Annotated in this window: 16 protein-coding genes and 3 pseudogenes; 17 read left to right on the top strand and 2 right to left on the bottom strand. The window is 53.0% G+C overall.

The window, feature by feature from the left end; translation table 11 throughout:
* The 3 genes and pseudogenes from GOB85_RS16965 to gmd all read left to right on the top strand — a co-directional run.
* A pseudogene (locus tag GOB85_RS16965) lies at positions 1 to 98 on the top strand (IS5/IS1182 family transposase); the annotation flags it as partial.
* A gap of 56 nt (positions 99 to 154) precedes the next feature.
* Complete coding sequence (locus tag GOB85_RS16960) at positions 155 to 1,129, top strand: glycosyltransferase family 2 protein (RefSeq protein ID WP_338421790.1); 975 nt, start codon at positions 155 to 157, stop codon at positions 1,127 to 1,129.
* Positions 1,130 to 1,429: 300 nt separating this feature from the next.
* A complete protein-coding gene (gene gmd, locus GOB85_RS16955) occupies positions 1,430 to 2,413 on the top strand; it encodes a GDP-mannose 4,6-dehydratase (RefSeq protein ID WP_173578634.1) in 984 nt (327 codons plus the stop codon).
* 211 nt (positions 2,414 to 2,624) lie between these two features.
* Here the strand turns inward: gmd and GOB85_RS16950 are convergent.
* Together GOB85_RS16950 and GOB85_RS16945 are read right to left on the bottom strand one after the other, a co-directional pair.
* Positions 2,625 to 2,762, bottom strand: a pseudogene (locus GOB85_RS16950) (IS3 family transposase); the annotation flags it as partial.
* Positions 2,743 to 2,846, bottom strand: a pseudogene (locus GOB85_RS16945) (transposase); the annotation flags it as partial. The pseudogenes GOB85_RS16950 and GOB85_RS16945, both read right to left, overlap by 20 nt.
* Before the next feature lie 150 nt (positions 2,847 to 2,996).
* On the opposite strand from GOB85_RS16945, the gene GOB85_RS16940 reads away from it, so the two are divergent.
* The 14 genes from GOB85_RS16940 to GOB85_RS16875 form a co-directional block, all read left to right on the top strand.
* Entirely contained in the window at positions 2,997 to 5,495 is a 2,499-nt protein-coding gene (locus GOB85_RS16940; RefSeq protein ID WP_173578633.1) for a hypothetical protein, read from the top strand.
* Between the two features lie 224 nt (positions 5,496 to 5,719).
* Positions 5,720 to 5,950, top strand: coding sequence for a hypothetical protein (locus tag GOB85_RS16935; RefSeq protein WP_173578632.1), 231 nt, complete (start codon positions 5,720 to 5,722; stop codon positions 5,948 to 5,950).
* Entirely contained in the window at positions 5,947 to 6,327 is a 381-nt protein-coding gene (locus GOB85_RS16930) for a type II toxin-antitoxin system death-on-curing family toxin (RefSeq protein WP_173578631.1), read from the top strand. Before GOB85_RS16935 ends, GOB85_RS16930 begins: the two co-directional genes overlap by 4 nt.
* Positions 6,328 to 6,381: 54 nt before the next feature.
* Positions 6,382 to 6,789, top strand: a complete 408-nt coding sequence (locus GOB85_RS16925; protein WP_173578630.1) for a CopG family transcriptional regulator — start codon at positions 6,382 to 6,384, stop codon at positions 6,787 to 6,789.
* Complete coding sequence (locus GOB85_RS16920) at positions 6,765 to 7,748, top strand: tyrosine-type recombinase/integrase (protein ID WP_173578629.1); 984 nt, start codon at positions 6,765 to 6,767, stop codon at positions 7,746 to 7,748. Before GOB85_RS16925 ends, GOB85_RS16920 begins: the two co-directional genes overlap by 25 nt.
* Before the next feature lie 72 nt (positions 7,749 to 7,820).
* A complete protein-coding gene (parA, locus tag GOB85_RS16915; RefSeq protein ID WP_242011596.1) occupies positions 7,821 to 8,486 on the top strand; it encodes a ParA family partition ATPase in 666 nt (221 codons plus the stop codon).
* A gap of 20 nt (positions 8,487 to 8,506) precedes the next feature.
* The gene (locus tag GOB85_RS16910; RefSeq protein WP_173578628.1) at positions 8,507 to 8,728 is read left to right on the top strand and encodes a chromosome partitioning protein ParB; all 222 of its coding nucleotides are present in this window, start codon (positions 8,507 to 8,509) and stop codon (positions 8,726 to 8,728) included.
* 113 nt (positions 8,729 to 8,841) lie between these two features.
* Entirely contained in the window at positions 8,842 to 9,804 is a 963-nt protein-coding gene (locus GOB85_RS16905; protein WP_242011595.1) for a replication initiator protein A, read from the top strand.
* Between the two features lie 866 nt (positions 9,805 to 10,670).
* Entirely contained in the window at positions 10,671 to 10,916 is a 246-nt protein-coding gene (locus GOB85_RS16900; protein ID WP_173578627.1) for a FitA-like ribbon-helix-helix domain-containing protein, read from the top strand.
* The gene (locus tag GOB85_RS16895; RefSeq protein WP_173578626.1) at positions 10,913 to 11,341 is read left to right on the top strand and encodes a PIN domain-containing protein; all 429 of its coding nucleotides are present in this window, start codon (positions 10,913 to 10,915) and stop codon (positions 11,339 to 11,341) included. The genes GOB85_RS16900 and GOB85_RS16895 overlap by 4 nt, the downstream gene beginning before the upstream one ends.
* A 248-nt stretch (positions 11,342 to 11,589) precedes the next feature.
* Entirely contained in the window at positions 11,590 to 11,826 is a 237-nt protein-coding gene (locus GOB85_RS16890) for a DUF4160 domain-containing protein (RefSeq protein ID WP_242011594.1), read from the top strand.
* Positions 11,816 to 12,223 (top strand): DUF2442 domain-containing protein, encoded by a 408-nt coding sequence (locus tag GOB85_RS16885; RefSeq protein ID WP_173578625.1) that lies wholly within the window; start codon positions 11,816 to 11,818, stop codon positions 12,221 to 12,223. Before GOB85_RS16890 ends, GOB85_RS16885 begins: the two co-directional genes overlap by 11 nt.
* Positions 12,224 to 12,851: 628 nt before the next feature.
* On the top strand, positions 12,852 to 13,436 hold the full coding sequence (locus tag GOB85_RS16880; protein ID WP_019087712.1) for a recombinase family protein: 585 nt from the start codon (positions 12,852 to 12,854) through the stop codon (positions 13,434 to 13,436).
* A gap of 3 nt (positions 13,437 to 13,439) precedes the next feature.
* Positions 13,440 to 14,168 (top strand): DUF4158 domain-containing protein (locus GOB85_RS16875; protein WP_173578624.1); only part of this gene is annotated, 729 nt, incomplete at its 3' end.

The raw sequence follows: 14,168 nt of genomic DNA, 5'->3' as shown, positions 1-14,168 counted from the left end.
CGAAGGATGTCGAGACAACAATCTCGTCATCCTGCGCATGGTTGATGATTGCCCATATCCGCAGAGTTCTGCGAAAAATCAATCAAACCGCTTTCTGATTCAGGCTCTTAGTGACTTTTATGCCACACAATCATAACTTATAAAGATACAAAACGTGAGATCTTTTAGCGGCACCGGTTCCAATCGACGTGCTTTGCCGCGTCTCGCTATTGTAATGCCCTGTTACAATGAACAAGAAATCCTCCCGTGTACGCTTGCGCGTGTGGCAGAATTTTTTGCTAACTGTGTGCAGGATGGGCTCATTAGCGCAAATAGTTTCGTGCTTTGCGTGGATGATGGGAGCCGAGACGCTACATGGGGTCTGATCGTTCAGGCTTCGCAGGCCGATTCATATGTTCGTGGAATGAAGCTTTCGCGGAATGCTGGTCACCAGACAGCTCTTGTTGCAGGTCTTTCTGCTGTGCCCGACTGCGATGTTATTGTCAGCATAGATGCTGATCTTCAGGATGACCTTCTTGTCATCCGCGATATGCTTGCTGCGTGGTGCAACGGTTATGACGTTGTTTATGGTGTGCGTAATGAACGCAGGACGGACACACTGTTTAAACGGGAAACAGCCCAAATATTTTACCGGTTAATGCTGTTTATGGGCGTTAATCTGGTCCCAAATCATGCCGATTTTCGTTTAATGGACCGTCGCGCGCTCGATGCGCTCCTGGAATATGGCGAGCGGAACCTCTTCCTTCGCGGACTGGTGCCGCTGATTGGTTTTCCTTCCACATCTGTCTATTACGCGCGTCTGGAGCGCACTGCCGGGGAATCCAAGTATCCGCTTTCGCGCATGATGGGGCTGGCAGTTGAGGGCATCACCTCCATGAGCGTGACACCCCTTCGGATCATCGCTTTCATAGGCATCCTGATCTCCAGTATTGCAGCCTTGGCGATCTGTTATGCCCTTATTCGCAAAGGGATGGGCCATACTGTTCCCGGCTGGACATCCGTCACAATTGCCATCTTCTTCATGGGAGGTGTACAAATGCTATCGCTTGGTATTATCGGTGAATACATCGGTAAAATCTACATTGAGACGAAAAAGCGCCCCCGGTATCATGTTGAAGATAAGACGTAAAAAATTCGAGGAAGTTATTGTAATTTCTGGCGCACTTGGATAATTAATTGGAAATTTTTTTCCAAAAATTGCATCATTCTCATGCCGGTTACGCGAGTGTCTGCTCGCCTCCAGCGTATCATGCAACTTGAACTCACTCGGATACTGTTTTCGCGAAACCTTAATTCATGAAAATCGTCATCTCTTAAGTTGGGGAATAGCTTATCGCCCTGCTCGAAAATTGGAGGCACCTCTGTATTTATTGATCTTTTCCTATACAAGAGACGCTCCTATAATTCTGTAGAAGTAGCGATTTATAAAATGCCCACAGCCCTGATCACCGGAATTACAGGCCAGGACGGCGCCTATCTCAGCCAGCTCCTGCTCTCGAAAGGCTACCGCGTGGTCGGCCTGCTGCGCCGCTCCGCCAGCGCCGACGTCGTCGGCCTGCGCCTGCAGTGGCTCGGAATCGCCGATAAAGTCGAACTCGTCGACGGCAACCTCACCGACCTCTCCAGCCTGATCCGCATCATTCAGGACGTAAAGCCGGACGAGGTCTACAACCTCGCCGCCCAGAGCTTCGTCGCCGCCTCCTGGCAACAGCCCCTCCTGACCGGCACCGTCACCGGCATGGGCGCCGCCAACGTCCTGGAAGCCGTCCGGATCGTAAACCCCGGCATCCGCTTCTATCAGGCCTCCTCCTCGGAAATGTTCGGCAAGATCCAGGATAAGGTGCAGTCCGAAAAAACCCCCTTCTACCCCCGCTCGCCTTACGCAGTGGCCAAGCTCTACGCCCACTGGATGACCGTGAATTACCGCGAGAGCTTCGGCCTGCACGCCTCCTCGGGCATCCTCTTCAACCACGAAAGCCCCCTGCGCGGCATCGAATTCGTCACCCGCAAGGTCACGGACGGCGTCGCCCGCATCAAACTCGGCCTCGCGAAATCCCTCGCCCTCGGCAATCTCGACGCCACCCGAGACTGGGGCCACGCCCGCGATTACGTGGAAGCCATGTGGCTCATGCTGCAGCAGGACAAACCGGACGATTACGTCATCGCCACCGGCCGTACCACCAGCATCCGCGAATTCTGCCGCATCGCCTTCAGCCATGCCGGCCTCGACTACGCCGATCACGTCACAACCGACCCCGCCTTCCTCCGCCCGGCGGAAGTCGATGTCCTCCTCGGCGACGCCTCAAAAGCAAAAAACACGCTGGGCTGGACCGCGAAAACCTCCCTCGAAGACATGATCGCCGAAATGGTCGAGGCCGATCTCGCCCGCCACCGCGCGAAACTCGCCGGCTGAGTGGTGTGGACCGAGCAGTCAACCTTCTCGATGATCGACACCATCTCCGTCAATCCCGGGGCAGTTTAAGCCGCATTCTCTTATGAAATCCGGGTCGTTATCAGCAGCCAAGAGGTGGCTACTTCCTTGGCTGCTAGACGAGAGCGGGTCGAGATAGGGCAGGTCATGATGGGCTGGGAATGAGTATGACCGCCTCTTCTTTTCCACGGACTTGACTGGAGAAAATACCCGCCATTCCCTCAATCGCCCAGCGTTTCCACTGGGCAATCATCGTCTGATGCACACCGTGCTTCGACGCCAGTTCAACCAGTATCAGTTCACCGCGGATTCCGGCCACGCCGGTGCGCAGGCGGCATCAGAGGTGCTATGCGCTCCCATTCCTCATCGGTCAGGTCAGACGACAGCGTTTCGTCTTGCGCGTGATTCGGGCCATGCAGCCTCTTTGCTCAGGTGTCCACCAATCAGAGCTTGAATTACGCGTCACCCTTCTTAAAACCCGTCATATGAATTTTCAAAAGGATTCTGAAAAATTTTCGAATCAGGTTCTGAACAAGCAGATTTACATCTGATAGATTGAAAATTCTTGAAACGTAATATAATTTTTTTTGAGAATATTGTGATGATATCAAGGCTTTATAAATCAATTAATGTTTGGAATTTTATTTGTATTTTTATAATAATTTTTATTATTCCACTAATTATATCTTTTAAATTACTTGATATAGGAATGGTGGATTTGTCAACTCCGATCTATTATGATCATCTTGATGGGATCTGGACCTTAATCAACAATAAGGTCCTTTATGATACTGGATGGATACTCAACGCTCCAGCGCTTGGCGCACCTGACGTTGCCCATCTCTATGACAATCCGGCCGCACAGATGAGTGCACTACATTCAGTGATCATGCTTTGTATACGGCCATTCGTTTCTAATGCCGTTGAAATGCAAAACTTGTATTATTTGTTAAATTTTCCACTGATAACTTTATCATCTTACGTAACATGTCGTTTTCTTCGAATTAATGTATGGATTTCTTGTTGTGTTGGTTTGATTTTTTCTTTTACAATATATCGTTTTTATATGGGAATATATTCTTATCTTCCAAATTATTTTATGGTTCCATTTACAATTCTTCCTCCAATCTGGATATTGATTGGTAAACTTAATACAGAAACACCAAATTTTTTGTTTAGGATGGCTGTATCTCTTATAATTGTTGTTATTATTGCTATAACGGACGGATATTATGCGTTCTTTACTTTGATGTTGCTTTTATTTTCCTGTACGCTCCGCTTAATGTGGAGTCCAAAGCAATTTCTGCGTCATGGTCTTTTATCTCCTCTTCTGATTTTTGCACTTATTGTTTCAAGCTTGATGCTTCAGATGCCTCTGAAACATTATAGAGAGACCCACCACGCAGAATTTGTACAAAACGGAAAGCCTATTGCGGAAACGACACGCTATCCGTTTGAGGCAGAGGTTTATTCATCAAGCTTAAAGATATTAATCGCGCCTGTTCCTCCGCATCGGATACCAATGTTGGGTAGGATAGGACAATTCATGATTGATACAAGTAATGCAGCGAGAAGACAAAATATAGGTTACTCGACGGCGCTTGGTACACTTGGATCTGTTCTGCTTATTGGGATGTTTATTCGTATTTTCTTTTCCATCCTTCATATGTCAAAAACCAGTGATTCACATAGGATTAATGCACTAACACCAGTGGTGCAGGCGTCGACAACTTTGGCACTATTCGTTTTCATGACAACGATTTCAGGTGGAATTGGAACCTTAATTGCACTCATTTACCCGACTATCCGAGCATATGAGCGCTTTGGTCTCTATCTTGAATTCCTACTTTATGTTGGAGGGGCTGCGTGGATTTCTGGGTATATAGCGGATAAAAAAGGTATACGTCGGTCACTTGTTCTCGGTGGGACGTTTGTCGTTACCCTTCTGGCGATATGGGACCAGACGCCACCAGCCCTCGGGAATAGGGATCCTGAGAATCGTAAACTTTTTCTCGCGGAACGCGCGTATACTCATAAACTACAACAGATGCTGTCGCCTGGTGCGATGATCTATCAGTACCCATTTTCAGAATATCTAAGCAATAGCCCATATTACGGTTGGGGGGATAACAGGCATATTCGGCTTTACGTACACTCAACTTCCTTGAGATGGAGTAATGGAGCCTCAAAAAACAGTCCGGTAGATCTTTGGCATAGTAAGATTGCCGCGTTGCCGATTGAGCAGTTACTGCGGGAAATCGAGTCTGTAGGTTTTTCTGGTTTCGTCGTGGATCGTTCGGTGATGCCGCCGATGGAATATGATCATGTAAGTGGCGTGTTGATTCAACACACCGGTCAAAATCCGCTTCTGGGTGCGAATGGTACGTTGGCTTTTTGGAAACTGCCCCATCTGGAATATCGATTGTTTTATGATGCAGATTATAATGCTGTAGATAGGATAGTTATAAATAATTCAGATACAGTTCTTGAAGAAATTCACAGAGGCAACCTATCTCGCATGGTTGATCCAAAAATATTGGCGGGATTGCTGATGCAGGCTCATCCATCGGTGCCCTTCATGCTGTCGCGTAGGGATCATCCCGAACTATTCATGGATTCGAGTGTGACGGATGCTGGCTTGGGTATCAAACCGATTGCATCTACTTTGGGTTTGCGTGGCGACGTCATTTGCTCAGATCAAATGGTGCATTCGATGAACAGTAGTGTGCCTATTGCGCTTGATGTTCGTAATCGCAGCCCTTTCGAGTGGAGAATAAATGGTGGCCCTTTGCCAATCACGGTGGGATTACAAGAAGTCGATCTGCAGAATGGCAAGAGGATTCTGCTCGATCCTGGTATTCGCGCAAAAGGCAGTCTATTTGTGTCACCAGGAGGCTTGGCAAGAGTAACAATTATACCAAATATCATTGATATACAGAATAAAATTCCAACTGATGTTCGGAATGTTGTTGCGGTTTTCTCTCTTTTACAGGAGGGCGTATCTTGGTTTGGTGAGGAGAAACAAAACGGCGTGTGTCGGATGATCTTTAGCCGGAACTTATAGATGGAGTTACGCGGCGTTTTACAAATGGAAGACCCGGGATGCTGGCTTTTTCGTGAACTGGCTGCGGAATGCCGCCGCTTCGTATTTTGGTTGTCACTAATGATTTCATCCAGAAGAACTCTTCCTACCCCTGATAAAGGACATTATCAGGGATAGGGGATAGGCATTTCTTGATGGATCATGATCTGTCATGATATGGTAAGGCACCCTACAGGAGAGGTGTCATGGCCACCCCACAGCGTGAGAAATTCGCGACCCAGGTCGATCCGCAGATCCTGCAGGCGGTGCGCGATCTGGCCCGCAGCGAAGGGCGGCAGCTCCAGGCCCTGGTCGATGAGGCGCTGGCCGACTTGGTCGAGAAGCGGAAACAGCAGCGTCCGCGTGCCCATGTCATGGCCGCCTACCAGGCCAGTCATGAGGAATTCGCACCGCTTTACCGAAAACTGGCCAAGTGACGGACTATCTGACTGTCGTCGAGGTATTGGCTATCCACGACGATCAGATCGGGCGCTATGGCGGAGCGGCAGGCATCCGGGATCAGGGTTTGCTGGAAGCGGCACTTTTCCGCCCGCAGACCGGCTATTATGCCGATCTGGTCGAAGAAGCGGCGGCGCTCTGGGAAAGCCTGTCGCAGAACCATCCCTTCATTGATGGCAACAAGCGCACCGCTTTCGCCGTGACCTGGACCTTCCTGGCCATTAACGGCGCGCGACTGACGGCCGGCGCCGGTGAAACGGAAGATTTTATTCTCAGCCTCTATGCCGATGGGACATTTGATTTCGAGCATTTGAAGCCGTGGCTTCGCGATCATGTTGCTACGAGCGAGTTCTGATGATGTGAAGGCCATTGCGGCACGGGATTTTACGGTTCTGCAGAGGAGCATGTTATGAGTGCAGCGACTTCCCCACGTGGCCCTTCAGAAGACGACGATCCACTGGCCGCTCTGTACCAGTACGATCGTTCCCAGGCGGCCAGACTGCGGGAGCAGGCACGGGAGGGCGGCCTGCGCTTCGAGGCGTTTCTACCGTCGACGCTGGCGGACTGGCTGTTGGATCTGGTCGGGCGCGGCGTGTTCTTCGATCCGTCCGAAGCGGTGTTCGTCCTGCTGGGCAAAGCCAGGGAGCTGGCTCCCCATAAAGATCTCCAGGATGAATTGCGGCGTCGCCAGATCCGGGCGGCACTGGACGATCCTCGTCCTGGTACTCCGGGCAAAGAGGCGATAGCGCGGATGTGCGCGGAGATGGAACGGCCGCGTTCTGAGCCGGCGTCATGGCAGACGGATCAGGAGCCGTGATTCCCCTCATTTCCCGGTCCCCGTCGGATCTGATCTTGCCGGTGCTGGTGAGTTCGGCCGGTGAGCGTGCCCGGCTACGCTTTCTGGAATTCTTTGCGGCGCAGATCCGCAACCCGAACACACGGCGGGCCTATGCGCGGGCGGTGTCGGGTTTCCTGGCCTGGTGCGCAGATCTTGGTGTGACGGAACTGGACAAGGTCACGTCCCTGCATGTGGCGACCTGGATCGAGCTTCAGGGGCGCACGCTCTCAGTTCCCAGCGTGAAGCAGGCGCTGGCGGCATTGCGGCATCTGTTCGACTGGCTGGTGACGGGCCAGGTGCTGGCGCTCAACCCGGCTGCTTCGGTGCGCGGGCCGGCGCACAGCGCACGGGTGGGGAAAACGCCGGTGCTGGAAGCTGCCGAGGCGCGAGCGCTGCTGGATACCATCGATGCGACCACGCCTGCCGGGCTGCGCGACCGGGCGCTGATCGCCCTGATGGTGTTCTCCTTCGCGCGGATTGGCGCGGCGCTGGCGATGCGGGTCGGGGACGTGTTCGTACAGAACCGTCGTCTGTGGGTGCGGCTGCGTGAGAAGGGCGGCAGGCAGCATGTCATGCCCTGCCATCATACGCTGGAAGACTATCTGCACGCCTATCTCGACGGGACCGGTCTGGCCGGCGAGCCGAAGGGCTGGCTGTTCCGGACCATCCGGCGGGGCACAGGGCAGCTTTCGGAACGGCAGCTGGAGCAGTCGGACGCGCACGCTATGGTGCGGCGCCGGGCCAGGGCGGCCGGGATCGCGACCGCGATCGGCAACCATACCTTCCGGGCGACCGGAGTGACGGCCTATCTGAAGAACGGCGGCACGCTGGAGAACGCCGCTGCCATGGCCAACCATGCTTCCACCCGCACCACCCAGCTCTATGATCGCCGCCGCGAGGACATCTCCCTCGACGAGGTCGAACGCATCAGGGTGTAGGCCATATTTTTTGATCAATTGAGTTTATGAAAAAAAGAACATTTACTCATTTAAGTATCATGATATGAGTTAATGAGTATTTCTTCAGACGTCTGTATGGGAGCTGATATGAAGGTTATCGCTGTTCTGAATCAAAAGGGAGGGTCGGGGAAGACGACTATAGCTACTCATCTGGCTAGAGCATTACAGATTGGAGGTGCAGATGTACTACTGGTGGATTCCGATCCTCAAGGGAGTGCCCGAGATTGGGCTGCTGTAAGAGAAGAGCAACCTGTGACTGTTGTAGGAATTGATCGGCCAACCATTGAGCGAGATTTGAAAAATATCGCTCGTAAGGATTTTGTGGTGATCGATGGCGCCCCCCAAGCCGCAGACTTGGCTGTATCAGCCATAAAAGCATCTGATTTCGTCCTGATTCCGGTTCAGCCCTCTCCTTATGACATATGGGCTACTTCAGACTTAGTAGATCTGGTTAAGCAGCGTATCGAAGTTACTGACGGAAAATTACAAGCTGCTTTCGTAGTGTCACGAGCGATTAAGGGAACTCGAATTGGTGCTGAAATTACCGAAGCCCTGAAAGGATATGGCCTTCCAATTCTGGAGAGCCGGATTACTCAACGCGTAAGCTATCCAGGAACAGCCGCAGGTGGAAGCACCGTAATGGATGTTGAACCTGGCAGTGATGCTTCCAAAGAAATTCTGAGTCTATCTAAGGAAATTAAGGGAAAACTTATTTGAGTATATGAGGAGAAAAGTAAATGAGTAAAGCTCCTAGCGTGCTGACAGCTGGTCGCCCGAGTGCTCGCACTACGGCAAATAAGGCCGCCACTCTTGCCAGCTTGTCGGATACGCCAATGATGCGGCGTGTGAACTTTGATCTGACAGCAGCCAATCATGCGAAGTTGAAGATTTATGCTGCCCGACAGGGTAAGAGCATAAAAGAATTGCTTACAGCATATGTCGATCAGCTTCCTGAGTAAATGAGTATAGCATCTCTTGTGCATTTGAGTTTTTGATTATTTTGGGTTGATGGGAAGTGTTTCCATCATACGTAGCTGTAAGTGGCGGAATTTCCGATATCGAGGTCAGCACTATGGGAAATGAACATAAAAATCCGTCGAGTCTTCCGGTAGCCGCTGAACGGCTTGGGTTGAGGCGGAAAATTACATCGATTGTCAGGAAGTCGCCGCCTGGAAGTGACCAGCCAGATTTTTTTGTGCCTGCCCTTTATGACGTCGGTACTCGTGATAGTCGCAGTATCATGGATGTGGCTGTGTTCCGGTTATCCAAGAAGGATAAACGGGCTGGGGATGCCATCAGATACGATTTTCCTGATGGAGGTTATGTGGAGGTTACGTCGGGCCATTATGGAATGGCTTCAGTATGGGATTATGATCTTGTACTAATGGCAATTTCTCATCTTACCGAAGCGATGAACCGATATCGTAATGGTAAGGGCGAAATACCAAGCCCTGTATTTCGACCTCATATATCAGAGATACTAAAATTTTGTCGACGGTCTATTGGTGGACGTCAGTATAAAGAAATAGAATCAGCGCTGGATCGCTTGGCAGATACAAAAATTAAAGTGGTTCGAAAAGAAAATGGCGTTGGACGTCGAGAAAGACGTATTGCTGGAACACCACAAGGTTTAATATCAAGTGGAAGAGTTGTATCTTATACTGATACAGGACAGATTCAATCCGTTGAAATTACTATACCAGACTGGCTTTACCAAGAAATAGTAGAAAGCAAGACGCCAAATGTCTTGACCGTTCATCCAGACTATTTCTTGATTGAGCCTGGCATTGGTCGATTTCTGTATCGTCTTGCTCGACGAGCTGCGGGGAGAACCGAAGCTAAATGGTCATTCCAGACTATTTACGATCGTAGTGGTAGTACTGGCACCTTTAAGAAGTTTTCTGAGAATCTACGAAAGATTATCGTGGCAGATGATTTGCCACAATATGCGCTGTTAGAAGAAAAAGGGCAAAATGGCCCTCAACTCGTCATGCAGCATCGCTGCATGCAATTGGAGGCACCCTTTGGTCCCTAATAGACACCCAGAGAGATCCGAGGCCCTATTTTTTAGGGGGTGTTGCCGCAGCGTTGGTAAGGAGAGGGTATGATCTGTGGATTAGCTGTCTATTAGGGGCCAAATGCTGTCTATTAGGGGCCATGTGGCTGTCTATTAGGGGCCAAATGCTGTCTATTAGGGACGGCAACACTATGTAAGCTGTTGTTTATAAATGATAAAACAAGGATTTTTGCTTCTAAATCTTTTAAATCTTATATAAATCTCTTAAAACCCTATTTCTCTGTGGAAAACTAAAACTGCCAAGCACCGCCCCTTGGTGGCTGCCCCCCGTCGGCTCGCAGCCACCCCGATCGCACTGCGCACAATCTCCCACCCGGCATCCCCCTGCTCACTCTTGCAGAGCTACGCTTTAACAGACATGCTTATGATGTGGACGTTATGGCAGGACAGCCACCATCATGAATCACAGATCAGGCGCGATGGGTACCCATCGCGATTCACTCAGATCGGGAACCTCACTAAAAGCCCTACGGGGCTCCTGCTCCGCGCTCGCCCGACACCTGTAACGCCAGAAAAACCGAGCAGAACCGTAATCTGCTCAGGACACAACAAAGTTCAGGTGGTCATTCAGAGGATCCCATGCTTCAACGTGTCTGTCAGGCGCCACAGGATGACCGTACAGGACGGTTTCCCACTTTTGACTACCATGGGGCTTTCTGAGGCCATCGGGACGTCCCTGAGCATCCTGTGCGGCTCCTGAGGCATTCAGGCTTTGCGCAGGCATGATGGGTCGTCTTTTCCTCTCACCCCTCAACCTGTGACGTCACGATTGAAAAATGAGTAGTCAGTGACTACAATGCTGTCATTGACTGCTGGGGGTTCCCATGGCCGTGATGACCATCCGCAATATCGATGACAGTCTCAAGCAGCGGCTCCGTCTGCGTGCGGCGCAGCATGGGCGTTCCATGGAGGAAGAGGTGCGCGATATCCTGCGCTCCGCTCTTTCCACTGAAGTCTCCCAGGGGGCAGATGCCGGTCAGGCCATTCACCAGCGTTTTGCCCGGCTGGGCGGGGTGGATCTGCCTGTGGTGTCCCGTGAGGCCATCAGGGACGTGGATTTCGGGACGTGATCGTTCTCGACACCAATATCTTGTCCGAACTGATGCGATCCGGGCCTGACAGGGCGGTGCTGACCTGGATGTCCCGTCAGTCCATGATGATCCTCTTCATCACGGCCATTACCCAGGCCGAGATCCTGTACGGGCTGGCCCTGCTGCCGGAAGGACGCCGCCGGGATCTGCTGATCGCAGCCGCCCGTGCTATGTTCGAAGAGGATTTCTCCGGCCGTGTCCTGCCTTTCGACAGAGAGGCGGCCCGTGTTTATGCTGAGATCGCCTCCCGACGCCGGCAGGCCGGAGAGCCCGTCAGTCAGTTCGATGCACAGATCGCCGCTATCACGCAGTCCCGTGGCGCATCCCTCGCAACACGGAACACACGCGATTTCCTCAGCTGCGGCATCACCCTCATCAATCCGTGGGACCAGGCAGGATCATAATCTGCCCGGAAAACGACGGAGTTCAGGTGGTCGTTCAGCTGCTCACATGATTCAGTGTGTCCGTCAGGTGCCACAGAATGTCCATGAAGGGGGCGGCTACGCTTTGTGCGACTTCCCATGGCGCTCTGCTGGCTTTGTCAGGGATTGATGGGCTGTCCATTTCTATCTGACCATTCAGATATCCTCCTCCTGACTTTCAGCGGGATGGTTCTGATTGAAAAACCCAAGCGTTAGGGATATAGTGAATTATGCCGACGCTTCTGCGCATCAATGGATTTCGTGTCGTAATTTACACGGCAGATCATGTGCCGATGCACGTTCATGTCATAAGCGCGGATGGGGAAGCGGTGATTGAAATTGGCAGGACAGCCCGTCTGATACGGGCAGGCGGCATGAAAGATAAGATTATACAGGAAGCTCTTGTCATTGTTCAGGACCACGCTGAGATGCTGGCTGAAGCATGGGAGAAAATACATGGCGAATGACGTGAACTATCAGGCCGCTCGTGAAGCAGACGCGCTCCATAGAGCGACGGTTCCTCATGCGGTCTCCGCAAGGTTTATCCGTACGCGCCGCGCCCTTCATGTCACGCTCTCCAATGGTGTCGAGATGAGTGTGCCGGTGGATCTGTTACAGGATTTGCAGGGCGCTTCCCTGAATGATCTGGCCGAGATCGAGATCACCCCGCTGGGTAATGGCCTTCACTGGCCCCGTATCGATGCCGATGTTCTGGTTGAAGGCCTGATTCACGGTATCTACGGTTCCAGAAGCTGGATGGCAGCACAGATGGGACGCGTGGGTGGATCATCCGCCAGCCAGGCAAAGGCGGCAGCAGCGCGCCGGAATGGTGCAAAAGGCGGTCGACCAAGAAATGTCGCGTAAGATACGGTTGCTGCTGTTTTGCTGATCCGTCCGTCCTTAGCGTGCAGATACCTCACTTTCGTGTAGCCATCCCTTTCAGGTGGTAAGGAACTGTCGCGCCACGTCTACTCGCTGCAACGACCATTCTTGCCAAAGGGTAGACCGTATTGGTCCACCCTTTGGCTTAAGGGGCTCGGGTTTTCCAAGCCCCTTGGGCGTGCCCGCACCAGTGGTGCAATGGTGTATGAAGACCGTAAAATCTGTGGGGACCGTGCGGGGGTCACGTGGGGGTAGTTATGGGGGTCGTTAGGGGGGCAGTGCGGGGACCGGATGGGGACACAGTGGGGAGCGCTGTGGGGGTCATGAGTGAAATTCCTGTTTCCCGGCCGAAGATCAGCGCCTCGGAGAGGCTCCGTCGCAGGGAAGCCGTCGATTATGCGCGGGGAAGTGTCCGTCTTGGGGTCGGTACATAGAACGGGCACAGATATACGCTAAGGCTGGCTGCTGAGAGTATATGACGGGAAACAGGTGTTTTCCGTCATTTTTTTCTTGCCGGGAAAAGATAGCCGCCAAGGTAGCAAAAACTGTACGACAAACCATGTCGCTTTGCATTACTGTGCGGAAACTCTTCTGATGAGGTTTGTCGTACATGCTGGTCGGTTATATGCGAGTGTCCTCAGCCGACGAACGCCAGTCAGTGGATCTCCAGCGCGATGCGCTGATCGCGGCTGGCGTCGATGCACGCCACATTCATTCCGACAAGGCCTCTGGTGCCCGCGACGATCGCCCTGGCCTCAAGACGTGCCTCGCCTGGCTCAAGGAAGGGGATACGCTGGTGGTCTGGAAACTCGACCGTCTGGGCCGTTCTCTATCGCATCTTCTCGATATTATCGGAGATTTTCGGGAGCGTGGCATCGCTTTCCGATCCTTGACCGAACATATGGATACGGCAACCGCGCAAGGCGAGTTGCTGTTCTCGATGTTCGGCGCACTCGCCCAATACGAACGCGCCTTGACGCGCGAACGGGTCATGGCGGGGCTGGCAGCCGCCAGGCGCCGGGGTCGGCGCGGCGGTAGGCCGCCCGCGATCGACGCGGAGAAGATCGCGGCGATTACCGTCGCCCTCGAAGGCGGCGCCAGCAAAGCGGCTATATGCCGCAACTTCGGTGTACCGCGCTCGACGCTGATCGACACGCTGGCGCGGATTGGCTGGACGCCTCCCGGCAGAACCTGACAGATGCCGCGCCGTTCCGTTCTGACCGAGGCGCAGCGCCTGTTGCTGCTTGCCCTGCCCGAAAACGAGGCCGACCTGGTGCGCTACTGGACGCTCACTCCCGATGACCTGCGTGTCATTGTCAGTCGGAGAAGGGCGCACAATCGGTTGGGCTTTGCTATCCAGCTTTGCGCGCTACGCTACCCGGGGCGGCTGCTCCGGCCGGGGGAGCTGATCCCTCAGATCCCGCTCGCCTTCATAGGGGATCAACTCGGGATCGAGCCGGACGCGCTCGCCGACTATGCCGTGCGTGGGCCGACCCGCTACGAACAGCTCGATACGCTGCGTGGAACATTCGGATTCCAGCAGTTCTGTCGGCCGCTCCAGATCGAGCTTCAGGCCTGGCTTCTGCCTGCGGCCCTGACGTCCAGCAGCGGAATCGTTCTCGCACGGATGCTGCTGGGCGAATTTCGCCGGCGATGCATCGTCGTGCCTGGTATCACCCAGATCGAACGCATGGTGGGCAAGGCGCTGCTCGATGCCGAGCGGTATGTCTGCGAGCTGCTGACGCGGCATCTCACCGCCGACCAGCGCGATCGGCTCGACGCCCTCCTCCAGCCGCATAGCGGCAGCCATATCAGCAGCCTCACCTGGGTGCGTCAGCCTCCTGGCCAGCCCGGGAGGCGTGCCTTCGCCGCGATCCTCGACCGGTTGTCGCTCCTGCGTGCGATCGACCTGGATTCCGGCCTCGTG

Origin of the sequence: Acetobacter fallax (assembly GCF_011516735.1) — a bacterium.
GTDB lineage: Bacteria > Pseudomonadota > Alphaproteobacteria > Acetobacterales > Acetobacteraceae > Acetobacter > Acetobacter fallax.
The sequence above is the reverse complement of the archived record's forward strand: the minus strand, read 5'-3'. Positions and strand labels throughout refer to the sequence as shown.